Genomic DNA, 23,434 nt, shown 5'->3' on the forward strand with positions numbered 1-23,434 from the left:
CGTCGGGGCTTTACCGTCCCCGGCGCCCCATCCCGCCGGCTGGCGACAGACCGAGTTCGCGCTCGCCGAGCGGGGTGAAGAAGCGCTCGACATCGGCGTCGGTGACCTCGGCCAGGGTCTTCGGCGACCAGCGCGGCCGGCGGTCCTTGTCGACGACCTGGGCGCGGATTCCCTCTACCAGGTCGGGTGTGTCCAGGGCGGCGTAGGAGACGCGGTACTCCTGGTTCAGAACCAGCTCCAGCGGGCCGAGCTCCCGGGCGCGGCGCAACGAGGCGAGGGTGACCTTGAGGGCGGTCGGCGACTTGGCGAGCAGGGTCTCCGCGGCCTCCTTGGCGGCGGGGTCGCCGTGGGCGAGCAGCCGCCACACGATCTCCTCGACGGTGTCGGCGGCGTAGCAGGCATCGACCCAGTCACGCTGGGCAGCCAGGACACCCTGCGGGGGCGTCCGCACAAGGCCGGCCAGGGCCTCCCCTACGGGCAGTTCTGCCAGGGCGTCGAGGAGATCCCGTAGCGAGTCCGCCGGCACGTAGTGGTCGGCGAGCCCGCACAGCAGCGCGTCGGCGGCGCCGATCTGAGCGCCTGTGAGGGCCAGGTGGGTGCCCAACTCCCCGGGGGCCAGGGCGAGCAGGTAGGTGCCGCCCACGTCCGGTACGAAGCCGATGCCGGTCTCCGGCATGGCGACCCGGGACCGCTCGGTGACGACACGGACGCTGCCGTGCGCCGAGACACCGACACCGCCGCCCATCACGATGCCGTGCATCACGGCGACGCACGGCTTGGGGTAGCGGGCGATGCGGGCGTTGAGGCGGTACTCGTCGCGCCAGAACTCGGCGGAAGCCGTGCCGTCACCGTCGCGGGCGTCGTCGTGGATGGCACGGATGTCACCGCCGGCGCACAGGCCTCGCTCGCCCGCACCGGTGATGACGACGGTCTCCACGGCGGGGTCCCGCTCCCACGCCTTGAGCGCCTCGTCGATGCGGCGGACCATGGTGTGTGTGAGCGCGTTGAGGGCCCGAGGCCGGTTGAGCGTGATGCGGGCGGCACGCCCGCTGATGTGGAAGAGGACGGGTTCGGATTCCTCGGCTCCGCTCATCGGAACGCCTCCCCCAGGCAGTGGGCCACGCTGACACTCATGTCTCTTCGACTCCTTCGCATTCGGGTGGGGGCGGCCTCGCGGGGCGGTCGGGGGGACGCTCTTCGGGATCTCGCAGTCGGCACGACTCGCTCAGCCACCTGCCGGGACTCTATTTGTCCGTCAGGGAAGGCACGGCACACGGGCGGAGGACCATGAGCGAGTCTTCCAAGGCCGCCGCCATGGCGAAGGGGAACCGGTCGAGCTCAAGGCAGAGTGCGACGTCGTCGGGATGGACTCCTTGGCGCACGCCCTTCGCCAACTCGGCGGCGGCACGAGACTCGCCGGCGCGGAGGAGGAACTCAGCGGCATCCGTCCGAGCCTCGCTGGCCCTCCGGGCGATGTACTGGGCGCATGCCAGATCCTCGTCGGCCTGCCCGTCCTCGCCGGTGACGACGAAGGTGACACTGTCGCACGCGCGTGTCCGCAGGAGCCGGGCCGTTGCCTCCGCCACCACGAAGCCGGCGCACAGCACCAGCGAAGCCTCCTTCACCGCGAGGGCGCCGACCGTCCCTGCCGTGGTCTTCTGCACCACGGTCCGTCCGCCGAGGTCGATGGACCGCAGCAGGCCCGGGGAGTTGACGGTGTCGAACCCGGGCGCGGGCGGCCCGTCCTTGAGCGCCACCCAATCCGGGTGGCGAGCCTTGAGCGCCAGAGCTTCGTCCGGTGACTCGGCAAGAACGATCTTGTCCGCCCCCTGGGCAAAGGCCCAGGCAGCCACCGTGAAAGCACGCATGACGTCGACCACGACCGCCACGGACGGGGCTTCGGCCAGCTCAGCGATGCCGAGGAAACGAGCGTCCATCCGGCCATGATCGCGCATGCCCGACCTGAAGCACCCCGAGAGTGCCCCGCCTCACATCACCGGTCCCGGCATGCACCACCTCGGGATGCCTGGCGACGCTCGGGGCGTGGAGGGCCGGGCGCCGTTCAGCGGGCGGCGCGTGTGCGCTACATTTTGCCTCTCTTTGACCGCGATCACTCATGATCTCTACGCTTCGGAGTTGGCACCCCCATGAGCGACATCGTCAACGGACTCGGGAGGGCCACTGCGTACGGCGGCCTGGGACTCGTTCTGTTGGTCCTCGGCATCGTCCTGGTCGACGTGCTGACGCCCGGAAAGCTCGGCCGACAGATCTGGGAGGAGCGTAATCGCAACGCCGCCACGGTCCTCAGCTCCGCACTGCTCGGTATCGGTGGCATCGTGTTCACGTCCATATGGACGACGTACGAGGACTTCGGCAAGGGGCTGGTCTCGACCGCGGCGTTCGGGCTGCTGGGACTGGTGATGATGGCGGTGGCGTTCCTGGTGGTTGACCTGGTCACACCGGGGCGCCTGGGTGCGACGCTGGTCGAGGAGGAACCCCATCCAGCGGTCTGGGTGACGGCCTCCTGCAACCTCGCGGTGTCTGCCATCATCTCGGCGTCCATCGCCTGAACCGCCGCGCTGTCTCTCCCGCCACCTATTCTGGAACCACTGGGCAGGGAACGAGCAGTTCGACTGCTTCCTGCGACGTAACTCTCGACGCACAGTGAACGCACAGCCACTGTTCCTCCTCTTGTAGGGCGGAGCCCCACAACTGAGAGGAACGTGCTGTGCGTTCACACAGACGTATACGTTCGCGCCTGTACCCGGCCGGGTCGGTGGTCCTGGCCATGGCTGCCGCGGGATCCGTGCTGGTGGGGCCGGTCGGTTCCGCTGTCGCCGCCGAGTCGGGCGGGCGCGCCGATCTGCGGGCGGATGTGAACCGCGACGGGCAGGTCGATGTCACCGGTGGGAGCGACAACAAGGGTGAGGACGGCTGGTCCGTCGAGCGTGGGGCTGTGTATCTGCCCAACATCGATGACGACGCCAAGCGGTGCCCGGTGACCGGACCGGGTGGCGAGCCGCTGTCCGATGCCAAGCTGGCCGCGTGCAACGACGGTTCCGACACGAAGGTCAATGGCACCGAGGACGCCGCCGACCTCGCACGGGTCCGTTCCGTGCCCCAGCCGGGTCTCCCCGCGGACGCCACGGGCAGTCTGAAGATCGCCACGGGCGGCATGCACGCACACCTCTTCCTCAAGCGTGCCGGGAAGTGGATCCTGGTGACGCCCGAAACCCGGCTGACGGCGGCTGAGTTGCGCGCGGGTGTGGAGTTCGGTGTCGAGGCCACCGACGTGGTCCGGGACACCGCGAAGTGGGACGGCCGTGCGGTGGTCCGCCTGACGGTGACGTCCGGGCAGAAGGTCACCTCCGACGCCGTGACCCTGCGTGTCGCTCCGTTGCTGACTCAGCATCACCTGCAGAACACCCAGCAGGTGATGGTGTCCAAGGTCCAGGGCGATGGCCCGGACAGCCGCCTGCAGCGGGAGTTCGTCACCGCCCTCGAGAAGGAGGTCAAGAAGGCCGGGGTCACCACGCCGCTGATCACCTTCGAGATGTACGCCGACCGCTGGGCCCAGGACTTCGTCGAACCGGCCTATGTCAGCATGACCGGGCCGGGCGGTCAGCGGCAGGTGATGCGTGTGATGCTGCGTTCCGCCCAGCCGGACCGGGATGCGGGCCGGGAGCTGTTCGAGAGGGTGCGCGGCCGGGACATCGGGGTCGTGCAGGTGACCGACGGGGCGGAGCCCGACGACTGGTCGCTCAACTCGATGGGGAACCTGGAGACCATCCCGCCCTACGCGCACGGCGGGCGCTCCTTCCCTGCCGGGCGGATCATCATGGGCGAGTTCAAGGACAGCGGGGCGCGTCCGTCGAAGGTGATGCGGACCTTGCTCGAGTCCCAAGGGTTGCAGGACCCGCTGCTGCTGGACACCTCCTGGCTGAGCGTGGGGCACGTCGACGAGTTCGTGCAGTTCCTGCCCGCCGACACCCCGCGCGGCTGGCGCATCGGCGTCGCCGACCCGCAGGGGGGCCTGCAGTTGCTGCGTGACGCCAAGCGCGACGGCCATGGCAAGACGAAGATGTTCTCCGTCCCGGGCCGCAGTGACACTCCGGCTCCCCAGGAGACCATCGACCAGGCGCTCGCCTCCCGCCATCTGGTGGCCGACAACGAGATGGCGGCGCGGCGCATCGCGGCCAACCTGGAGATCCTGAAGCGCGAGACGGGAGTCACCGACGAGGAGATCGTGCGGGTGCCCGCGCTGTACACCCGCGACTCGGAGGCTTTCACCGCCGAAGGCCAGGAAATCCCCGTGCCGCGTCTGACCCGCATGGGCGCCGGCTCCGACCTGGTGGACAGTCTCGGGGAGCACGGCCAGCAGAAGTGGCTAGCCGAGAATCCCGCTCCGCGTGCGGCCGCTCCGGCGGCGGTGACGACCAGCGCGTACGTCCCCGGTGCGGTCAACGGCGTGCTCCTGGGGCGCGATCGCTACCTCGCTCCCCGCCAGTGGGGGCCCGTCGTCGGCGGCAAGGACATCTTCACGCAAGCCGTCACCGCCGCCTACGAGCGGGTCGGCCTGAAGGTGTCGTACATCGACGACTGGTACACGTACCACCTCGGGATGGGTGAAGTGCACTGCGGCACCAACACCCTGCGCGACGCGACCGCCGCGTGGTGGCAGGGCCCGGTCGCGAACCGCAACGGGGCGTAGACGGCGGGAGTTGGCGGCAAGCCATATGGGCAGGCTCGTACTCGCTTCGCCGGTGAGAGTTCCTCCCCCGCTGGGGCACCCACAACGTCCGCCACCACGGCACCGGGTCGTCGAGTGGTTCTGCCAGGAGTCCCCCCCCCCCGGCGGACAGCTGGTGGGGCCCCTGACGACCGGTGGGGCGATGTTCGGGATTGAGCGCCTGTGCGCCCCCGACAGCACCCTCCCCAGGAACGGGGCGTTCGGCGCACGGTCGAACGCATGGGGGACGGGCGTGCGGTCTTGGAGTGTGTGGGTCGCGGTGATGGGGCCCGCTGCCCGGACGGGGCCATACTGACCGTGGATGCGGGCATCCCGGAGTACCGGTGCGACGACTGCCGACACCACTACGACTTGGACGCCACGGAACCGGGACGTCGGATGGTGGAGGACGACGGGCCGACCCGGCCGCTGGGGGAGCCGGGCGAGGCCGGCCACGGCAGCGCGGCGTAGAGCACGGGTCGAGCCGGGGTCCCCGTGTACTGGTCCCGGGGGTGGGCCACCAACCGGGATTACGCCGACGAGATCGGCCTCGCGCCGGTCGACTCGCTCGTGCTGCGCCCGTAAGCCGGGCCCGCGCCGTATCAGTGCCCGGCCGCCGCCTTCACCAGGGCGACCGCCACGCCGATCGCCGCGTCCGCGAAACCGGCCACGAGCGCCGTCAGGGCACCGCCTCCCATGCGCAGCCCGCCCAGACAGCCCCACAGGAAGAGGGAGACGACGCCCACTCCCGCCGCCAGCAACGCGGCGTGCAGGGACAGGACGTCCAGCGCGGCCAGAGCGATCAGCACGGCCGGGCCCACGGCGCAGGACAGCAGCGGGCTGCTGACGTACAGCATGCGCCGCAGCTCGCGGCCGGTGGCGAGATGGCGGTGGACCGTGCGGTGCGCCTGCTGGTCGGCGACGAACGCCGCGAGCCACAGACCCAGTGCGGTCGTCAGGACCGTGGCGACGGCGCCGAGGGAGCCCACGTCGCCGAGAGACAGACCGACCACCACGGCGATCATCGTGATGGTCGCGTAGATCCGCTCCTTGAGACGGTCCGCCAGTACACCGGCCTGAGCGCCGGGCGGCACATCCGTTCGCCGGTCGTCCACCACCTGATGCCCCTCACCTGTCTCAGGACGCGGGTCCCGCGTCCCTGCTCGGTCGTCGCGGCATCCGCAGCCGCGCATGCCGGTCACAGCATCAGCATGCCTTCCGCCGTCGCCCGCGACCGGTAACCGCGGGCGCATGGTCGGAGCCCTTTCGGATTGGCCGTGTGACGCCTGTTCACGGGTGGGTGAGTGGCCATAAGGTGAGCGGCCTTCACGTTCTGGGGAGGTCTCGTGAACGGGATTCGCGCGGTCGTCATCTGCCTTGTGATCGCGTGTGCCGCGCTGGTGTCACCGGCCGCGGCCGTGACGCCGAACTGGTCGGCGCTGCCGGTGCCGGCGGCGGCCCCGCCGGTGACCGTCTCCGATCTCGCCGCCCGCGGACCGCGCGAGGCGTGGGCGACCGGGTACGAGCACGCTGCCGACGGGCCGCGGCCGATGTTGTACCGGTGGAACGGCTCGTCGTGGAGCCGGGACACCGGCTTCCCCGGGGCCGGTGAGCTGGGCTGGCTGGGCAAGGCGCAGTTCGTCGGCGACGAGATGTGGGTCTTCCGCAACCGCGTGGGGGAAGGGGAGATTCTGCGCCGGTCGGCGGGAGCGTGGAACGCCGTGCCGCTGCCGCAGACCCTGTGGACCTACCAGGACTTCGCCGCCGTACCGGGTGCCGCGTGGGTGGTGGGTGAGGACGACACCGGGCTGAAGGTGCTGCACTACGACGGTTCCCGCTGGACCGCACAGTCCACCCCCGACGGCGTTCACTACGTCATGGGGATCACCGCACGCACGGCCACCGACGCCTGGGCCTGGGCGGACACCAGCTCCGGGGCCACCGTTCTGCGCTGGAACGGCACGGTGTGGCGGGACGCGAACGTCTCACCGCCGCCGAACAGCAACGTGCACACGATCCTGCTGGAACCGTCCGACCGGGTCACCGTCGGCGGCAGCCAGTACACCGGCGGTAGGGCCCGCACCTACCTGATGACCTTCGACGGGCACACCTGGCGCACCACCTACCCCCCGCTGGGCGATACCCACACCGAGGCCATGGTGCGTGGTCCGGACGGCGCGCTGTGGCTGCCGGTGCGCAGCGACCGCGCGTTCCAGTCGAAGTACGCGCGGGTGGACGGCGTCCGCACGACCTTCTCCTACGGCCCGGAGCGCACGAACGCGATCGACGTCACACCACGTGCACTGGCGAGGGCCGGGTTCTCGCTGCTGTCCTTCGGGACCGTCGAGATCTACGGCTCGAAACCCCACCTGATGAGCGAGCGGCTGGGAGGCCGACCATGACACGCAGCCTTCTCGTCGCGGTCCTCGCCGTCGCCATGACCGTCATGGCCGGCATGAGCTCGGCCGCGGCGGAAACGCAGTCCTGGCGACACGTTCCGGTCCCGGCACAGGTACGCCCCCAGGCCGGGCTGAACGAGGCCGTGGCGTTCGGACCGGAGAGGGCCTGGGCGGTGGGCGCCGACGCCGTCGGTCGCGAGGCACCGGGCTTCCCGCTGGTGCTGCGCTGGGACGGAAGCGCGTGGCAGCGCCAGAGTCTGCCCGGGATCGGCTGGCAGGGAGAGTTGTTGTCCGTCGCCGGGACCTCACCGACCGCCGTCTGGGCGGTCGGCCGCGACTCGGCGGGCGGCGCCCACCTGCTCCGCCACGACGGCAGCGCCTGGTCCGAGAGCCGGCCGCCGCGCGGTGTCCTGCTGACCGAAGTCGTCACCGGCGGCGGCGAGACCTGGCTGATCGGTTCGCGGGACGGCGCGCAGGTGTTGCTGCGCCGGGACGGGAGCGGCTGGCAGGACGTACCGGCGCCGCCGGGAGCCGTGTACGGCCTGCACATCCTGGCGGCCGACGACGTCTGGGCCGCGGGCGAAACCGCGTCGGGTGCGGCCGTGTCGCACTGGGACGGGCAGGCGTGGCAGCAGACGATCGTGAACGGGTTCCCGCGGTCGGCCGTCGGCAGTGTGCTGGCGGTCTCGCCGACGGAGGTGTGGGCGGGTGGCTCGGCCGGGTTCGTCGGCGGACCGGTGGGCCGGCCGATCCCGCCCCTGCTGGTCCGCTTCGACGGGCAGGCGTGGAACCGGGTGGCCGTGCCCGCCGACTTCGGCGGGATCACGTCACTGGTGCCCACCCCGTCCGGCGCGTTGGGATGGGTCTCGGTGGCCAACTCGCAGAAGTGGGGCCCGCCGGGCAGCTCTCCACCGCTCGTCCCCGGGCCGGATTTCCTCGCCTGGAACGGACAGTCGTTCGCCGAGTACGGCGAACCGGCGGTGGCCGGGGAGGGAGACTCCCGGACGCTGCGGCTTGCGCCGGTGCCGGGCACGGCGACGGTGTGGTCGGTCGGCCGCGCCACCGGTCCCGAGAACACCTTCGCCCCTCGTATCCTGCGGTTCGGCTGAGCCGGCCGACCGACCCAGCAGTGAAACGCCGGCCGCCCCTCAGTGGCGGACCAGACAGAACGGATGCCCCGCCGGGTCGGCATAGATCCGCCAACTCCGCCCGCCCGTACCGGCGTCCAACACCGCTGCTCCACGGGCCAGTACCTGCTCTTCGGCCCGGTCCAGGTCCGCGACCGCGAAGTCGAGGTGGAACTGCTGCGGCCTGGACGGGTCCGGCCACAGCGGCGGCCGGTGGTCCGTCGCCCGCTGGAAGGCCAGGACGACACCGGACGCCGTGTGCAACGTCGCCCATACGTCACTCAGCGCCCACCGCCGGTCCGGCTGGTTGACGGTGCCACCGAGGATCGACTGGTAGAACGCGGCCAGCTCCACGGGTTCAGGGCAATCCAGCACCACACACTGCAGGTCAGCGATCACGAACCGATCCTAGGCGGATTCCGGTGTCACTGGCTTCGGGAAGCGAGGTACTGCTCGATGCCTGGCGCGGTGTGGGCGTCTTCCACGTTCACCGCGGCTCCCACCGCCTTGGCGTCCGGCTTGTGCACGTAGGTGGACGTGCTCGCGGGCTGCGCCTTGTCGGAGAAGTTCTGCGCGGTGCCGAGGCCGACGTCGACGCTGGACTGGGAGCGGTGGGCCTTGACCACGTCCTCGCGGGCCAGGCTGCCGTTCGCGCAGGCCTTCTCCAGGTCGCGGCCCATGAGCCGGGCGGCGTTGTAGCCGGAGAGCACGCCCGAGTCGACGAGGGAGTCCGGGTACTCCTTCTGGTAGGAGGCGACCATCTTGCGCACTCCGGGCAGGTCGGAGCTGACCGCGGGCGCGGCGCTGACCACGTTGAGCATGGCCGTGAGGGCGGGGGCGGCCGGTGTCTTCATCAGCTGCGGGGCGTAGCCGGGCGCGCTGCTGACGACGGGCACCTTCAGGCCCCGGGAGGCCGCGACCCCGACCAGTGAGGCCGTCTGGGCCGGTCCGGCGCTGATCAGGATCGCCTTGACGCCCTCCTTGCGCAGGGCCGAGACCTGTGCGGACAGGTCGGTGTCCGTCGCCTTGATCTTCTGACCGGCGATTTTCAGGCCCGCCTTCCTCGCGGCCCATCGTGAGCCCTCGAGCGCGTTCGCGCCGTAGTCGCCCTCGAAGTAGACGTGGCCTATCGTGTCGCCCTTCGCGAGTCCCTTGCCGCGGGTGAGGAAGTCGACCGCGGCGATCATGTCGATGTCGTAGGTGGTGCCCAGGACTTGGACCGAGTCCCGGTCGAGCAGGGAGGCGGCCCAGGCCTGCGGGAAGGTGAGCACCTTGTCCCGCTCGATGTCGTCGAGCAGCGCGGCCATCACGGGCGAACCTATGACCTGGGGCAGCGCCACGACGTCCGCGGAGAGGTCGGCGTAGGCGGTGACGGCCTTCTGGACGTCGTAGCCGTGGTCCTTGACGACGATCTCGATGCGCCGGTCGCAGACGCCCCCGCGGGCGTTGACCTCGTCCGCCCACATCTGCTGGGCCTGCACGATGCTCTTGCCGAGGGTCGCGTAGGGGCCGGTGAGGTCCGTCAGGGCGCCGAGCCTGATGGTCTTGTCGGTCACGCCGGGCCCGGCCTTGATGCCGTCGGCGCCGTCGTCGGTGCTCCCGGAGGAGCCGGCCTTGGAGCTGCATCCGGTGCCCGCGAGCAGCAGGGCCGCCAGGGTGGTGGCCAGCAGCGTCTTGGTGCGCGGTGCGGTGTGGTGCGTGTGCTTCACGGGGTGGGCTCCTTGGCTCGTACGGCGGGCGTGGGCGGGAGGGACGGGGAGGTGGTGCTCGTGGGCGGTGGGGCGGCTCGGCGGCTGCGCAGGCGGGCGCGCAGGCGGCGGACCAGGCCGTGCAGGCCGTCGGGGGCGAAGAGGAGGACGAGGACGATCACGGCTCCGTAGAGGTAGCGGGCGGCCTCGGTGGGGCCGACCGTGCCGTCGGTGGTGCCGGGGGCGGCCACCAGGGGGAGTTGGTCGGCGTAACGGGTCATCAGCAGGGGCAGCGCGGTGACGAAGACGGCGCCCGCGGTGGCTCCGGCGACCGATCCCAGCCCGCCGATGACGATCATGGCGAGGTAGTCGACCGACAGCACGAGGCTGAAGTAGTCGGGCACCACGCGGCGGAAGGAGAGGGCCAGCATCACCCCGGCGAGGCCCGCGTACATCGATGAGACGACGAAGGCCGCCGAGCGGTAGCGGGAGACGTCCACGCCCATGACGGCGGCCGCGGTCTCGCTGTCGCGCAGGGCCACCAGGGCGCGTCCGGGACGGCCGCGGAGCAGTCCGCGGGCGGTGAACCAGGTGACCGCGAGCAGGGCGAGTCCCAGGTACCAGAGCCGTTCCTCGGCGCCGAACGGCACGCCCAGCAGGGTCAGTTCGGAGTTTGTGGAGAAGGAGAAGCCGCCCAGTTCCAGTGGGGGCACCGAGCGGCCGTTGAATCCGCCCGTGACGGAGTCCGCGGTCAGCAGGACGTGGTGCCCGAGGAAGACCAGGGCCAGGGTGGCGACGCCCAGGTAGATGCCGCGCACCCGGCCGGCGACGGGGCTGAAGAGCCCGCCGGCCGCCCCGGCGAGCAGGACCGCGAGCACGGCGGCCACCGAGGTGGGCAGGCCCGGACCGGGCTCACCGGCCAGCCAGACGTAGCCATAGGCGCCCACGGCCAGGAAGAAGGCGTGGCCGAGGGAGAGTTGGCCGGCTGTGCCGGACAGCAGACCCAGGCCCACCGCTCCGACGGCCGCCGCCATCGAGAACAGTCCGATGCGCAGCCAGAACGCGTCGAGGTAGAAGGGCAGCGCGCACAGGACGGTGACGGCCACGACGGTCCAGACCGGACGGGTCGCGCGGGCGCGGGAGAGTCGCTCAGACACGGACGGCCGCCTTTCCGCCGAACAGCCCGGTCGGCCGCACCAGCAGCACCAGCACCATCACCGCGTAGGGAGCGACGTCGCCGAACCCCTCGCCCAGGACGTGCAGGTCGGTCTGGTAGCCCGCGATGAGTGCCTCGGTCATGCCGATCAGCAGGCTGCCCGCGAGGGCGCCGGGCGGCGAGGCCATCCCGCCGAGGATCGCCGCCGGGAACGCCTTCAGGGCGATCTGCCCGGTGGTGCGCTCCAGGCCGGGTGCGGGGAACGCGGCGAGGAAGACCGCCGCCAGGGCGGCCAGCGCGCCCGCCAGGCACCAGGCGAGCATGCGGATCCGCGCCAGCCGTACGCCCATCAGGGAGGCCGCCTCGACGTCCTCGGCCGCGGCACGCAGCGACAGGCCCCAGGAGGTGTACCGGAACAGGGCGAAGACACCGGCGATGACCACGGTGGAGACCACGATCGCGGCGATACGGCTGTCCGCGACGGTCACCGGCCCCAGGCCGCTGACCGCGTCGCCCCAGGGGTCGCCGAGCGAGAGCAGGTCGCCGCCGATACGCCGCGACAGGTCGGTGAGGATGAGGATGTCGACGCCGATGGTGACGATGGTCTGCACATGGGCGGTGTGCGGGTCCGGCCCGCCGGCCTGGAGCAGGAAGCGGTCCATGGCGCCGGCCACGGCAGCGGTCGCCAGGACGGACACCGCGAGGGCCCCGGCGAAGCCGAGGTCGTCGTGGAGTACGGCGGTGAGGTAGCCGCCGAGCAGGAGCAGGGAGCCGTGGGCGAAGTTCATGACGCCGGAGGCCTTGAAAATGATGACGAAGCCGAGGGCGACCAAGGCGTAGACCGCACCGAGGGCGAGGCCGTTGAAGACGTTGTCCAGGAGGGTGGTCATGCCGCGTCCTCCTGCTCGGCGCCGGTGCCGAGGTAGGCGCGCAGCACATCGGGGTCGCGGCGGACCTCGTCCGGGGTGCCGTGGGCGATGGCGCGGCCGAAGTCGAGGACGGTGACCTCGTCGGCGAGCCGCATCACCAGGCCCATGTCGTGCTCCACGAGCACGACGGACAGGCCGAGTTCGGCGCGTACGGTGTGCACGACCTCTACCGTGCGGGCGCGTTCGGCCGCGTTCATCCCGGCGACCGGCTCGTCCAGCAGCAGGACGCTGGGCTCCAGGCAGAGCGCGCGGGCGAACTCCACGCGCTTGCGGTCGCCGTAGGAGAGCAGGGCGACCGGGTGGTCGAAGTGCTGTGCGAGGCCGGTGAGTCCGGCGATGACGCGGGCCCGGTCGAGGTGTTCGCGTTGTTCGCGCCGTGCGTGCGGCAGGCGCAGTGCGCTGGCGGCGAACCCGGCCCGGGACAGGGCGTGGCGGCCGAGCATCAGGTTGTCGGCGACCGTGCCTTGAGTGGTGACGATGTTCTGGAAGGTGCGGGCCACGCCGAGGGCGGCGATGCGGTGCGGGGCCAGCCGGGTCAGGTCGGCGTCCCCGAGGCGCACGGTGCCCGTGGCAGGGCGGCACAGGCCCGACAGCACGTTGAAGCAGGTGGACTTGCCCGCTCCGTTGGGTCCGATGAGGGCATGGACCGAGCCCGGGGCGACGGTGAAGGACACCGCGTCCAGGGCGGTGAGCCCGGTGAACCGGACGGTCACGTCCGTCACGGTCAGTTCGGGCGGTGCGGTGGTGCGGACGGTCACGCGGCTCCCTGCCCCTCGGTGGTTCCGGCTCTCTGCGCGGTCTCGGTTCCCTCTTCGGGGGTCTCGCCCAGGTACAGCCGCTTCACGGCGTCCGTGCGGGCGAGTTCGTCGACGGGGCCGGAGAGCCGGACCTCGCCGACTTCCAGGACGTGGGCGGTGTCGGCGAGGGAGAGCGCCATGCCCGCGTTCTGCTCGACGAGCAGGACGGCGGTGCCCTGGGCGTTGATCTCGCGGACGACCTCGGCAATCCGGTGGACCATCTGCGGGGCGAGGCCCAGGGAGGGCTCGTCGAGGAGGAGCAGGCGGGGCGCGGCCATGAGGGCCCGGCCGATGGCGAGCATCTGCTGCTCGCCGCCGGAGAGCAGCCCGGCTGCCTGCCGGGTGCGTTCGGCGAGGCGCGGGAAGAGCGTGAGGACCCGCTCCCGGGCCTCGGCGACCTGGTCCGGGCGGCGCCGGCCGAGACCGAGGCCGCCGGAGCGCAGGTTCTCGTCGACGGTGAGTCCGGCGAAAACCCGGCGCCCCTCGGGGACCTGGACGACTCCGGCGCGCACCGCGGTGACCGGGTCGCGCCCGTCGAGTTCCGTCGTGCCGTAGCGGATGCGGCCGGCCGTGACCGCGCCGCGGTGCAGGCGCAGGGTGCCCGACACCGCCCGCAGCAAGGTCGTCTTGCCCGCGCCGTTGGCGCCGAGCAGTGCGACGACCGTGCCGTGCGGGACGGTCAGGGACACGGAGCGAAGGGCGGACAGGGCGCGGCCGTAGGTCACGTCGAGGCCCTCGACGTGCAGGGCGGGCTCTTCGTCCGGTGGTGCTTCGGGCATCACGGCTCCTCGGATCCATGCCGTCGGGCACGGGTGCTTCTGGGGAAGGGCAGCTCACGACAGCACGGGCGCGGGCGGGCGGTACAGGTGTTCGGGCCGGGTGGCTGCGTGGTCCCAACGCGGGTCGCCGGGGATTGTGCGGCTGCCCAGGGGCGGGGACGTACGGCGCGGGAGTGCGCCGGGCGGGGTGCGCACTGCCGCAGGACGTCGGCAGGTGCATGTCGGCGGTGTGCCGGGGCAGCGAGAGGCAGGAGACGCGCGCCGCGTGCGGCCCGCCGCGCGCGGCGCGGGTGGACGGTCCGGTCAGCCGCGCAGCAGTCGGCGTGCCGTCAGTGCGAGGCTGATCTCCACCACGTCGTGCGGGCGCGCCAGACAGCGGCCGATGAGCTGTTCGCAGCGGCGCAGCCGGTTCAGGACGGTGTTGCGGTGGCAGTACAGCCGTTCACCGGCGCGCTGGGCGGAACCCTCGCAGGCGAACCAGGCGACCAGGGTCTCCAGCAGTACGTCCCGGTCGGCCGGTTCCAGGCGCAGCAGGGGGCCGAGCACCCGCTCGGTGAGGGTCGCGCCGAGTTCCGGACGGGAGACGACCAGCGCCTCGGGCAGGTGCTCGGTGAGCCGGACCGTGCCGCCCTCGGGCGGGCAGATGCTCAGGGCCAGGTCGGCCAGGCGCCGGGCGTCACCGACGGCGGCGAGTCCCGTCACGGCGCTGCCCACGCCGATCCGGCATCCGGAGGGGCCGTCGCCGGGCAGGGCGGGCGTTGCCGAGGGGTCGGGGTCGTCCTCACCGCTCTCCCGGTCCGCCGCGTCGCCGACCAGGACGATGCCGTAGTCGACGTCCACTCCTGAGTGCCAGTACGTGCGTTCGGCGAGCGGGGGGTCCTGCGGCCGGCCGCAGGCGACCGCGACGACGACGTACCGGCCGTGCTCCGGCAGGCACAGTCTCTCGGCGGTCTCGGGCAGGTCCGCGATCCGGCTCGTGCCGTCCAGGAGGGCCGCCGCCAGCAGGCGCACCCTGTTCTCGCGCCGCCAGGCAAGCTGCCGCTCGGCCTGTCGGTAGGCGTCCGCCACGAGGGTGCAGTGCTCGTCGACGAAGTTCCACACGTCGGTGGCCACGTGCACGAGGAGCCGGATGTCCTCGGGGTCCGAGCGGGTGGTCTCCTCGACCAGCCGCTGCCACACCAGGGACCCGCCCAGCCGGAACGCGTGCAGCAGGGCGTCCAGCGGCAGCCCCTGCTCGGCCCGGGTGACGCCGATCCGCCAGGTGCAGCGGTGGGCCGCCTCACGGGTGCCGCGCGGGTCGAGCAGCGAGGTCACGCTGTGTCGCAACGAGCGGTACACCTCCTGCCAGGTGGCGCCATGGTCGTTCTCCAGCGCGATCCGGTAGGCCGGTTCCTGCTCGCTCAGGACCGCCAGCAGCCGGTCGGTCAGGTCCGGCAGGTCGTCGAGCAGGACGCGGGCGGCCCGGTGCAGGACTCGCAGCGCGTCGGCGTCGATCAGCGACCGGATCCGTCGCGACCGCGGCTGCGGCTGCGACCGCGGAACAGGTGTGGGCCCGCTGCGGAACGTCGTACGTACACGTGCGGCAGGATGCATGGCGGTCCTCCCCCGACTTCGGCCTTCCGGCGGCCCCCGGGCCGTCCGGGCGCAGCGGCGTCCGGCGGGTGCGCTGCCCGTACGGCCGTCGTCACCCGCGTAGTGCTGCTTCGAAGAATGGCATACCGTCCGGTCGGTCCCCAGGGTCGTGCGGCGTCTTCTCCATGGGGCCGCCGAGATTTCCGGGGGTTCAGCGGTGCTCTTGGTCGACCATGCGGGCCAGTTCGACGCGGGAGCGCACGCCGAGAGCGGCGAAGACATTGCGCAGGTGGTAGTCGACCGTGCGGGTGCTGACGGCCAGCCGCTGGGCCACCTCCCTGTTGGTGGCGCCCTCGGCCACGTGGCGTGCGATCCGCAGTTGCTGCGGCGTCAGCCGCGAGAGCCCTGCGGCCGGCTCCTTCCCGGACGTGGCTCCGTTGGCGCGCAGTTCGCCGCGCGTCTGATCGGCCCAGGCCCCGGCGCCGCAGCGCTCGAAGGCGACCAGGGCGGCTCCGAGCCGGCTTCGGGCCTCCCGCAGCCGGCGGCGTCGCCGCAGCCACCGGCCGTACAGGAGCTCGGTGCGGGCACGCTCGAAATCGCCGCCCGACTCGTCGTGCAGGGCAAGCGCCCGCAGGTAGTGTCCGTCGGCTTCGCGGTCGTCCGCGGCTAGCAGGGCGCGGCAGCGCGCGAGCTGGGCCGGCGCGTGCGGATCGGCGCCGAAGGCCGCCCACCGGGCGAGGTCCGCGACGATCCCCCGGGCGTCCCCCGGCTGCCCGGCGAGCACCGCGGCCTCGACGAAGCAGGGCACGGCGAGCATCCAGACGGCGAAGTGACCACGCCGGGGGCCGGGTCCGACGAGCGGGCCGAGCCGGTCGGCGGCGTCCAGGGGGCGGCCGCGGGCCAGATCGGCGCGGGCGGTGGCCCACTCGGCCAGGGTCGCGGTCTGGGCCAGGCCGTGGCGACGGGCGGTGACCAGGGCGGCCGAGGCGTACCCGGCGACCGCGGCGGTGTCCCCCTCGATCGAAGCGGCCAGGGCGAGCATCGCACGGTGGCTCGCCGCGGTGTTGCGGTGGCCGGCCATCAGCGCCGCGCGCACGCCCTCCTCCGCGTGGGCGCGCGCTTGCGCATGGCGGCCGGCACGCAGTTCGCCGTAGGCCAGGTATTCCAGGGCGCGCGCCTCGGACGCGACGCACTCCGCGTTGCGGGCGGCGGCGAGGGCACGGGCCCCGGCGGTGCGGGCCGCGTGGACGTCCCCGAGCAGCAAGGCCGCCGCCGCGGCGCGCAGGAGCCGCTCGGGCCGGTCGTCACGGCGCGCCTGGTGCAGTACACGCCGCAACGGCCCGGCGGCGTGTTCCGGCCGCCGGGCCAGCAGGGCCCGCATGCCGTCGCGGTAGTCCCGGAAGAACGGGTCGCGGGCCCACCCCGGCCCCGGCGCGGCGCCGGCGAGCTTCGGCTGCCCGCCCTCTGTGGGGGGAACGGTGGGTTCTGTGGGGTCGGCCGATGGCGGGCCGTCGGCGTCTCGCACCGCCGCGGGGGCGCCGCCCCCGCGGCTTGCCGGGGCGCCGCGCGCTTCGGTCGTCGAGGCGCCGTACTCGTCGGCCCTCGGGGCGCCACCCCTGTCGGCGAAGGCCTCGGACGTGGTGCCGTACTCGTCGGCCGGCAAGGCGCCACCCTCATCGGCGAAGACCTCGGCCGTGGCGGTGCCTGGTGCGGCGTGCTCGTCCGCCGGCCCTGAGGTGTCCGTGCCGTCGAGGGTGTTCAGACAGACCATGACGTCGCCCGACGCCCAGGCGGCGTCCACCGCGCAGAGGCGTGCGGCCTCGGCCCGGTCCGGGGCATCGGCGGCCAGCAGGGAGGCGGCCAGCAGCAGGGTTTCGCGCGCGTCGTCCACCGGACCGTCGAGGAACTGCCGTCTGCCGCGCGCGAGTTCGCCGTGGCCGCGGTCCTCGGCGGCCGACCGGGCGGCGCCCCGGCCGTTCCGGCTCCCTGCGCGGGGGGCCGTCCGCACTCTGCTTCTGTCTCCCGTCACCCATCGGAGGTTACTTGCGCGTAAGGAAGACCGGAAGCCTGACGTCCGCGCGTCCCGGCGGGCCGATCCGCGGCTCCACCTGCGGGTTGAGCAAAGTATGGCCGGCGGGTGGATTGTGCCGCGGCCCAACGGCCGGCCGTCTCGCGTGTGCCCCGGCACGACACCGGCGGCGGAAGCGTCGCACGCGTCCGCCGCCGGTCCCCCTCGCTGCCGCGGCTCCGCAGTCGGGGGCCCGGGACGTCAGGAACCGTGCGGGCAGTTGCCCCGGTACTCCTCGATGGTCAGGCCCGGCCGGGGCAGCGGGCACAGGAACTGCTCGTAGCGGGTGTCGTTGTCGATGAACCGCTTGAGCCAGGAAACGCTGTACTTCGCGATCGTCGTGTGCGACGAGTTGGGTGTGAAGTGCGTCGCCGAGTTCAGCTCCAGGTAGCCCCGGTCCAGCGAGGAGGACAGGCTCGAGTAGAAGGGCTCGGCGTGGGAGGCGACCGGGGCGATGGTGTCTCCGTCGGCTCCGAAGATCAGGGTCGGCGTGGTGACCTCGGGCCAGGTCTTGTCGAGGTTCCACGGGGTCAGCGGGATGGCCGCCTGGAGGGCCGGACGCGACTTGGCGGCCTCCAGGCTGCCGCCGCCGCCCATCGAGTGACCCATGACGCCGAGGCGAGAGGCGTCGACGCGGCCGCGCACCGAGCTGCGCTGGGTGAGGTGGTCCAGGGCGGCCAGCAGCTGACGGCCGCGGGACTCGGGCTGGTCGAGCGTGGTGAGGGTGTCGATGGTGAACACCACGAAGCCCTGCGAGGCCAGACGCGGTCCGAGCCAGGCGATGGACGACTCGTAGGCGGTGTAGCCGGGCGAGATGGCCACCGCGCCGAAGGTGCCGTCGCTGGTGCTCGTCGGGTAGTAGATGGTGCCGCCGCCGAACCCGGTGACGGACAGGGAGGAGACGGACGTCTGCGACACGGCGTACGGGCCGCGCAGCGCCTCGATGCCGGAGGTGGTGGGGGCCGGGCCGCGCTCGTAGGGGTTGTCCGCGGCGTGGGCCCCCGGGCTGGTCAGGGGTCCCAGGCCGATGGCCAGGGCGAGTGCCGCGGCGGCGCCGGCCAGTCGTCCGGCCCGGCGCCCGGCTCGGCGGCCGCGGGTGGCGCGGGTGGGCGTGGGTGAGTCGGTGTGGGGGTGGAGTTGCACGACGAGTCGTCCTCTCTGTCGCGGCGGGTGGCCGTGCGCGGGCAGGCGGGACCTGGGGCGTCCGCCGCGTGCCCGCGGTGGGCACCGCCGTCGGGCTGGCCGTGCCACTGTCAGGGACCGGCCACCGCGCGGGGACCGGCAATGTCACCGGTCTTGTACGACCGCCACGGGAGGTGCGCCCTTCGTTGCGGGGCTCCTGGCGGGCTCATGTGCGGCGATCGCCCCGGGAGTGCCGGTCAAGCCGGCGGTGCCGGCGACCGCGAGGTCGAGGCCGAAGCCGAAGCCGATCAGCACAACACCCGTGGTCCGCCCGAGCGCACGGTCGACGCGGGGCTGGTGGAGGACCGGCGCGGCTTTGGACCCGAGGGCACAGCCGCCGGGCACCGGGCCATGGCCCGGTGCCGCAGCGCGTTGCGTGAGGTGCGGCTGCCGCCGGTGACGCGCTCCTTCCCGAGTGACACGCCGGTCACAGCCGACCCGGCATGAAGAAAGTCCGGCTCCCCCGCCGTCAGGCAGAGTGGCAGGGGAGCCGTCGCGACTGGCTGCTGCCACTGATCGACGGCGGGCGATCCAGCCAGGGCGCGGGGTCTTTCACGTATGGCGGCGCACGCGTCAGTCCACGAGCACCCCGGTACGCACCGCAGGGGCCCGCCCGGCGAGTGCGCTGCCGAAGTTCCCCTCGACCTCCGCCTTCTCCGCCGCGTTCGGATACGGGTTCGTGCACGAAGTGCCCGCGCTGGAACCGGACATCAGGCTTGAGCACGTGCCGGGCTTGCGGTCCGGCAGACCCAGGATGTGCCCGAGCTCGTGCGAGGAGATGCGGATCGTGTCGTAACCCTGGTCGACGGCCTGGCGCCCGATGTACACGGTGCCGTTGCCCAGGGTGGTGGGCAGGGCGCGCGGCCAGCCGTTGTCCGCGAGAACCCGTATGTTCGCTCGTTGCCCGGTTGCCGCCGGGCGTAGCTCGACGGAGTCGACACTCTCGTTCCAGATCGCCGCGCCCCGGTTGACGGCACTCCTGAACTCCGCGGAGCCGCTGGCGTCGTAGGTCAGGACACGGGCGGCCGGAGGAGCATCCGCGGCTCGGGGGGCGGCGGCAGCGGCCTGGCCACCCGTCAGGGACACGGACACCAGACAGGCGGCGGCGAGGCCGCCGGTCAGCATACGGACGTGCATGATCGACCTCCTTGTGGGGGAAGGGCAGTCGTGCTCATGACATTCTTTAGCCCATTGCCCGGCAAGGTCACCGCTGAATCCGTCAAACGGTGTCACTGATCGCGTGAACGCGCTTCGGACGTCACGCCGGCTCAAGTGCCCTGTCGGGCCGGGCCGTCAGGCGGCGGTCGCGACCGTGACGCCGATGGCGATGAACAACCAGCCGGTGGTCAGTTCCCAGCGGTGGCGGACCTTCGGTCTGGCCAGCAGGGCTCGCAGTCGAGCGGCGACGACGACGAGGGCGAACCAATAGGCGACGCCGATGACGACGTCCAGCATGCCGAGGAAGAAGATCTGCCGTGCCGGAGATCCGTCGCCGTCGACGAACTGCGGAAGGATACTGAGGAAGAACAGCGCGGCCTTGGGGTTGAGCAGGTTGGTCAGGAACCCCTGAGTGAAGCCGGACCGGAAGCGCCCCTGTGCGGGGTCCCCCTCATGGGGGGCGGCGTGGGACGCGACCCCGTGCGCGCCGCGCCTCTCCCGGGCGGCCCGGCGGGCGGCCAGTACGGCCCGCACACCGAGATACACGAGGTAGGCCGCCCCCATCAGTTTGATCCCGTCGTACACCACGGGTGAGCGGGTGGCGATCACCGAGAGACCGGCCGCGGCGGCCACCATGTGCACGCACAGCCCGGTCTGGGCGCCCAGTGCCGCGGCTCTGCCTTTCGAGGGATCCTCGGCCGCCGATCTGACCACTACGAGGAAGTCGGGGCCCGGCACCAAGTACGCCACCAGCACGACGCCGAGGAAGCCCACCAGGTCGACCGTCATCCGTCCTCCACTCCTGCGCCCTTGCGAAACCGCCTGCGGTCAGGGCCCGTTGGCGCCTCCGCGCGCCTTGGCCACCGAACCGGCGGCCTCGTCGAGTACCCCTGTGCGGGCCGCCCGGACAACCCGACTGCGGGAACCAGGGCCGAATCAGCGCCTGGACGGAAGTGATCATTGACCTCGTATTCACGACACGAGCACAATCTGCGGGCCTGCGTCCTTCGCCGGCGAACAGGGGGAGCCATGTGCGACAAGTGTCCTGACCGCGAGACGATCGCCGCCATCGCGCGCAATCCGGCGGCACCGGTCGAGGTGCTGACCCGGCTGCTGCACAAGGAAGCCGTCGCGGCCTGGGACGCGATAGCTTGGCGCGCTCTGCCGGACGAGGTGGTCGACGCGATCGTCGCGCACCCCGACCACAGGTTGCGGTCGGCGTTCGCGGCCAACCCCTCGGTGACGCCGGAACAACGCGCCCTGCTCATCGACGATCCCGACGCACGGGTGCGCGAGGCTCTGGCCTACGGACCCGACTGGTTCCGCATCCCCGTGGAGCCCCTCCCCCTGTCCGCCCAGAAGCGCCTGCTCGCCGACCAGGAGGCACGGGTCCGCCGGAGCGCGGCCACCTGCCGGTACACGGCTCCGGACCTGGTCGCCCGTCTCGCCGACCACCAGGACGCGCAACTCCGGCAGGCAGCCTGCCGCCAGTGGCCCCTGCTCTCCGACGACACCCGGAACCGTCTCCTCCACGACGCCGACGAGAACGTGCGCAAGGCAGCCATGAGGGAGGCCTGCCGCCACGACGCGCGGTACACCGACCTCCTGCTCGACGCGGGCCTCGGCCCCTTCGACCGGCAGGACGTGATCCGCTACGGCGCCATGAGCACGGCGACCGCCCAACGGCTCGCGGCGAGCGGTGAAGAGGCAGACCGGCGCGAACTGGCCGCCAACCTCGGCGTGGCCATCGACATCGTCCGTCCGCTGGCCGAAGACGACGCGCACAGCGTCCGGCTGGCCGTTTCGGTACGGCCCGAGCTGACGGAGACCGAACGTGCCGCCGTCGACATCGCCATCAGCCCGGCCGACCGGCTCACTCCCGTCGAGTGGGTGCGCCGCTACGCCGATCCCGACATGCTGCGCCGATGCGCCCGGTCGGCCCACATCCTCCTGCGCCGCAGCGCCGCCTGCAGTGCGCACCTGCCCGCCGACGCCGTCGAACCGCTCTCCCAGGACGACGACTACCCCGTGAGGCTCCTCCTGTGCGAGAACCAGCCGACCGTCGACGGCGAGGTCGTGCTGCAGACCTACCTGGACTGCAAGGTCATCACCAAAGGCGGTCTGCTCGGCCACCCCGGCTTCCCGCGTGCGGGTGCCGGCCGGCGCTTCGCCGATGACCCGGACCCCGAGAAGCGATGGCTGGTGGGAGTCGACACGCGAGCACCGGCCGCCGTGGTGGCCCGGCTGCTCGCCGATCCCGAGAGACGCGTGCGTGCCATGGCCGCCGCGCACCCCGCCCTGCCGGTCGACCTCGTCCTGAAGAGCTGCGAGGACCCGGAGCTCTCCTCCCCTGCCCTGAGCAACCCGCGCCTCCCGGCAGAGGTCATGCACCGGTACCTCGACGCCGTGGGCATCCCCCGCTGACGCCGTCGGCGGAGCCGCGAGGGCGGGCGGATCCTAGCTCGCCGCCGGCCCCCCGGCCCCGGGCAGCGGCGGCAGCGTCGTCCCGTGGATCCACGCCTGCAGCAGTTCCTCCACCGGTTCGGTCGAGAAGCGCGCCACGTGCGAGGTGAAGGCCGCGGTCGTGACCGTGCCGCCCCGGTGCAGTTGCCCCCAGCCGCGCAGCATGCGGAAGAAGGCGATGTCGCCCAGTGCGCAGCGCACCGCGTGCAGCACGAGTCCGCCGCGTTCGTAGAGCCGGTCGTCGAACATCGACTTGCGCCCCGGGTCCGACAAGCGCAGATCCTGCGGCAGCGGCGACAGCAACCGGTGCGCGGCGGAGGCGAGTTGCTGTGCCGTACGCCCGCCCGAGCGCTCCGACCACAGCCACTCCGCGTACTTCGCGAACCCCTCGTTCAGCCAGATGTGCCGCCAGTCGGCGATGGACACACTGTTGCCGAACCACTGGTGGGCCAGCTCGTGCGCCACCAGCCGCTCCGAACCCCGCGCCCCGTCCACATGGTTGGCGCCGAACAGCGACAGCCCCTGTGCCTCGACGGGCACGTCGAGTTCCTCCTCGGTCACCACGACCGCGTACTCGTCGAACGGGTAGGGCCCGAACAGCTCCTGGAACACCTCCATCATCTGCGGCTGGCGGGCGAAGTCCCGCGAGAAGTCGCCCAGCAGCTGCGCCGGGATGTGCCCGTGCTGCGGGACCCCGCCCGGGCCGGGGTCGCCCAGCAGCACTGTCTGGTACTTGCCGATCGCGAGGCCGACCAGATAGCTGGACGTCGGCGCCGACTGCTCGTACACCCAGGTGGTGGTGCTCGCCTTCGTCGTCCGGGTCAGCAGACGTCCGCCCGCCACCACCGCGTACGCCGACGGCGTGGTGATCGAGAGCTGGTACGACGCCTTGTCGGCGGGCCGGTCGTTGCACGGGTACCACGACGGCGCCCCGATCGGCTGGCTGGCCACGAGCGCCCCGTCCTCCAGCTCCTCCCAGCCGAGCCCGCCCCAGGGGCTGTTCACCGGCTCCGGGTTGCCCGACCACTGCACCTCGACCGTGAAGGGCGCCCCCGAGCGGACCGGCTTGGCCGGGCGGACGCGCAGTCTGCCGCCGCGATGCGTGTAGTGGGGCTGCCGTCCGTCGACCCGCACCCGGCCGATCTTGTAGTCGGCCAGGTTCAGCACGAACTCCGTGAGCGGCGCCCGTCCCGCTATGGCGTTGATGCGGGCCGTCCCGGACAGCCGGTTCGGGCCCGGGCGGTAGTCCAGCGCGAGCTCGTACCGGTGCACCCGGTAGCGGGGGTCGCCGTGCTCCGGAAAGTACGGGTCCGCGCCCGCCGCCTGCTGGACTGCCACTGCCGTCTGTTCTCCCTGCGCTGCGCTGCTGCCCCTGCGTGCCGGTCCG

Annotated in this window: 21 protein-coding genes and 1 pseudogene; 7 read left to right on the plus strand and 15 right to left on the minus strand. The window is 72.3% G+C overall.

The window, feature by feature from the left end:
* Positions 1-10: 10 nt before the first annotated feature.
* Together CEB94_RS01840 and CEB94_RS01845 are read right to left on the minus strand one after the other, a co-directional pair.
* A complete protein-coding gene (locus CEB94_RS01840; RefSeq protein WP_175430470.1) occupies positions 11-1,093 on the minus strand; it encodes an enoyl-CoA hydratase/isomerase family protein in 1,083 nt (360 codons plus the stop codon).
* Between the two features lie 151 nt (positions 1,094-1,244).
* Complete coding sequence (locus CEB94_RS01845; RefSeq protein WP_175430471.1) at positions 1,245-1,937, minus strand: 2-phosphosulfolactate phosphatase; 693 nt, start codon at positions 1,935-1,937, stop codon at positions 1,245-1,247.
* A gap of 210 nt (positions 1,938-2,147) precedes the next feature.
* Here CEB94_RS01845 and CEB94_RS01850 point away from each other — a divergent pair, with 210 nt between their 5' ends.
* From CEB94_RS01850 to CEB94_RS01860, 3 genes are all read left to right on the plus strand, one after another.
* Positions 2,148-2,570, plus strand: coding sequence for a DUF350 domain-containing protein (locus tag CEB94_RS01850; RefSeq protein ID WP_175430472.1), 423 nt, complete (start codon positions 2,148-2,150; stop codon positions 2,568-2,570).
* 218 nt (positions 2,571-2,788) lie between these two features.
* Entirely contained in the window at positions 2,789-4,711 is a 1,923-nt protein-coding gene (locus tag CEB94_RS01855) for a protein-arginine deiminase domain-containing protein (RefSeq protein ID WP_175430473.1), read from the plus strand.
* A 336-nt stretch (positions 4,712-5,047) separates the two neighbouring features.
* Positions 5,048-5,200: a hypothetical protein gene (locus CEB94_RS01860; RefSeq protein WP_246111679.1), complete on the plus strand. Its 153-nt coding sequence runs from the start codon at positions 5,048-5,050 to the stop codon at positions 5,198-5,200.
* 131 nt (positions 5,201-5,331) lie between these two features.
* Here CEB94_RS01860 and CEB94_RS01865 read toward each other — a convergent pair whose 3' ends face one another.
* Positions 5,332-5,844, minus strand: a complete 513-nt coding sequence (locus tag CEB94_RS01865) for a hypothetical protein (protein ID WP_246111680.1) — start codon at positions 5,842-5,844, stop codon at positions 5,332-5,334.
* A gap of 231 nt (positions 5,845-6,075) precedes the next feature.
* Between CEB94_RS01865 and CEB94_RS01870 the strand changes: the two genes are divergently transcribed.
* Positions 6,076-7,131 (plus strand): hypothetical protein, encoded by a 1,056-nt coding sequence (locus CEB94_RS01870; protein WP_175430476.1) that lies wholly within the window; start codon positions 6,076-6,078, stop codon positions 7,129-7,131.
* Positions 7,128-8,237, plus strand: coding sequence for a beta propeller repeat protein (locus CEB94_RS01875; RefSeq protein WP_175430477.1), 1,110 nt, complete (start codon positions 7,128-7,130; stop codon positions 8,235-8,237). Before CEB94_RS01870 ends, CEB94_RS01875 begins: the two co-directional genes overlap by 4 nt.
* 39 nt (positions 8,238-8,276) lie before the next feature.
* Here CEB94_RS01875 and CEB94_RS01880 read toward each other — a convergent pair whose 3' ends face one another.
* From CEB94_RS01880 to bdeA, 9 genes and pseudogenes are all read right to left on the minus strand, one after another.
* Positions 8,277-8,654 (minus strand): VOC family protein, encoded by a 378-nt coding sequence (locus tag CEB94_RS01880; protein WP_175430478.1) that lies wholly within the window; start codon positions 8,652-8,654, stop codon positions 8,277-8,279.
* Between the two features lie 26 nt (positions 8,655-8,680).
* The gene (locus tag CEB94_RS01885; protein WP_175430479.1) at positions 8,681-9,964 is read right to left on the minus strand and encodes an ABC transporter substrate-binding protein; all 1,284 of its coding nucleotides are present in this window, start codon (positions 9,962-9,964) and stop codon (positions 8,681-8,683) included.
* The gene (locus CEB94_RS01890; RefSeq protein WP_425472415.1) at positions 9,961-11,100 is read right to left on the minus strand and encodes a branched-chain amino acid ABC transporter permease; all 1,140 of its coding nucleotides are present in this window, start codon (positions 11,098-11,100) and stop codon (positions 9,961-9,963) included. The genes CEB94_RS01885 and CEB94_RS01890 overlap by 4 nt, the downstream gene beginning before the upstream one ends.
* On the minus strand, positions 11,093-11,989 hold the full coding sequence (locus tag CEB94_RS01895) for a branched-chain amino acid ABC transporter permease (RefSeq protein WP_175430480.1): 897 nt from the start codon (positions 11,987-11,989) through the stop codon (positions 11,093-11,095). Before CEB94_RS01895 ends, CEB94_RS01890 begins: the two co-directional genes overlap by 8 nt.
* The gene (locus tag CEB94_RS01900) at positions 11,986-12,786 is read right to left on the minus strand and encodes an ABC transporter ATP-binding protein (protein ID WP_175430481.1); all 801 of its coding nucleotides are present in this window, start codon (positions 12,784-12,786) and stop codon (positions 11,986-11,988) included. Before CEB94_RS01900 ends, CEB94_RS01895 begins: the two co-directional genes overlap by 4 nt.
* Complete coding sequence (locus tag CEB94_RS01905; protein WP_175430482.1) at positions 12,783-13,604, minus strand: ABC transporter ATP-binding protein; 822 nt, start codon at positions 13,602-13,604, stop codon at positions 12,783-12,785. The genes CEB94_RS01900 and CEB94_RS01905 overlap by 4 nt, the downstream gene beginning before the upstream one ends.
* A gap of 303 nt (positions 13,605-13,907) precedes the next feature.
* Entirely contained in the window at positions 13,908-15,197 is a 1,290-nt protein-coding gene (locus CEB94_RS01910; protein WP_175430483.1) for a PucR family transcriptional regulator, read from the minus strand.
* Between the two features lie 190 nt (positions 15,198-15,387).
* Positions 15,388-16,761, minus strand: a pseudogene (locus tag CEB94_RS01915) (LuxR C-terminal-related transcriptional regulator); the annotation flags it as partial.
* Positions 16,762-17,445: 684 nt separating this feature from the next.
* Positions 17,446-18,387, minus strand: coding sequence for a bis(hydroxyethyl) terephthalate hydrolase (gene bdeA, locus CEB94_RS01920; protein WP_175430485.1), 942 nt, complete (start codon positions 18,385-18,387; stop codon positions 17,446-17,448).
* A gap of 207 nt (positions 18,388-18,594) precedes the next feature.
* Here bdeA and CEB94_RS01925 point away from each other — a divergent pair, with 207 nt between their 5' ends.
* Positions 18,595-18,873 carry a hypothetical protein gene (locus tag CEB94_RS01925; RefSeq protein WP_175430486.1) on the plus strand — a complete coding sequence of 93 codons (279 nt, stop codon included), beginning with the start codon at positions 18,595-18,597 and terminating at the stop codon, positions 18,871-18,873.
* 126 nt (positions 18,874-18,999) lie between these two features.
* On the opposite strand, the gene CEB94_RS01930 is transcribed toward CEB94_RS01925, so the two are convergent.
* Both CEB94_RS01930 and CEB94_RS01935 read right to left on the minus strand, forming a co-directional pair.
* Positions 19,000-19,563 carry a snapalysin family zinc-dependent metalloprotease gene (locus CEB94_RS01930; RefSeq protein ID WP_175430487.1) on the minus strand — a complete coding sequence of 188 codons (564 nt, stop codon included), beginning with the start codon at positions 19,561-19,563 and terminating at the stop codon, positions 19,000-19,002.
* Positions 19,564-19,719: 156 nt separating this feature from the next.
* Entirely contained in the window at positions 19,720-20,373 is a 654-nt protein-coding gene (locus CEB94_RS01935; RefSeq protein ID WP_175430488.1) for a LysE family translocator, read from the minus strand.
* Positions 20,374-20,613: 240 nt separating this feature from the next.
* On the opposite strand from CEB94_RS01935, the gene CEB94_RS01940 reads away from it, so the two are divergent.
* Entirely contained in the window at positions 20,614-22,008 is a 1,395-nt protein-coding gene (locus CEB94_RS01940; protein WP_246111681.1) for a hypothetical protein, read from the plus strand.
* Between the two features lie 33 nt (positions 22,009-22,041).
* On the opposite strand, the gene CEB94_RS01945 is transcribed toward CEB94_RS01940, so the two are convergent.
* Positions 22,042-23,385: a M1 family metallopeptidase gene (locus tag CEB94_RS01945; RefSeq protein ID WP_175430489.1), complete on the minus strand. Its 1,344-nt coding sequence runs from the start codon at positions 23,383-23,385 to the stop codon at positions 22,042-22,044.
* Positions 23,386-23,434: the final 49 nt, after the last annotated feature.

It is taken from the genome of Streptomyces hawaiiensis, assembly GCF_004803895.1.
Lineage (GTDB): Bacteria > Actinomycetota > Actinomycetes > Streptomycetales > Streptomycetaceae > Streptomyces > Streptomyces hawaiiensis.

What these genes read in the sequence shown, in the direction of transcription:
- CEB94_RS01895 (WP_175430480.1), bottom strand. Translation starts at nt 11,989, where the DNA reads ATGACCACCCTCCTGGACAACGTCTTCAACGGCCTCGCCCTCGGTGCG.
- CEB94_RS01855 (WP_175430473.1), top strand. Translation starts at nt 2,789, where the DNA reads ATGGCTGCCGCGGGATCCGTGCTGGTGGGGCCGGTCGGTTCCGCTGTC.
- CEB94_RS01935 (WP_175430488.1), bottom strand. Translation starts at nt 20,373, where the DNA reads ATGACGGTCGACCTGGTGGGCTTCCTCGGCGTCGTGCTGGTGGCGTAC.
- CEB94_RS01940 (WP_246111681.1), top strand. Translation starts at nt 20,614, where the DNA reads ATGTGCGACAAGTGTCCTGACCGCGAGACGATCGCCGCCATCGCGCGC.
- CEB94_RS01925 (WP_175430486.1), top strand. Translation starts at nt 18,595, where the DNA reads ATGTGCGGCGATCGCCCCGGGAGTGCCGGTCAAGCCGGCGGTGCCGGC.
- CEB94_RS01875 (WP_175430477.1), top strand. Translation starts at nt 7,128, where the DNA reads ATGACACGCAGCCTTCTCGTCGCGGTCCTCGCCGTCGCCATGACCGTC.
- CEB94_RS01930 (WP_175430487.1), bottom strand. Translation starts at nt 19,563, where the DNA reads ATGCACGTCCGTATGCTGACCGGCGGCCTCGCCGCCGCCTGTCTGGTG.
- CEB94_RS01845 (WP_175430471.1), bottom strand. Translation starts at nt 1,937, where the DNA reads ATGGACGCTCGTTTCCTCGGCATCGCTGAGCTGGCCGAAGCCCCGTCC.
- CEB94_RS01850 (WP_175430472.1), top strand. Translation starts at nt 2,148, where the DNA reads ATGAGCGACATCGTCAACGGACTCGGGAGGGCCACTGCGTACGGCGGC.
- CEB94_RS01840 (WP_175430470.1), bottom strand. Translation starts at nt 1,093, where the DNA reads ATGAGCGGAGCCGAGGAATCCGAACCCGTCCTCTTCCACATCAGCGGG.
- CEB94_RS01910 (WP_175430483.1), bottom strand. Translation starts at nt 15,197, where the DNA reads ATGCATCCTGCCGCACGTGTACGTACGACGTTCCGCAGCGGGCCCACA.
- CEB94_RS01905 (WP_175430482.1), bottom strand. Translation starts at nt 13,604, where the DNA reads ATGCCCGAAGCACCACCGGACGAAGAGCCCGCCCTGCACGTCGAGGGC.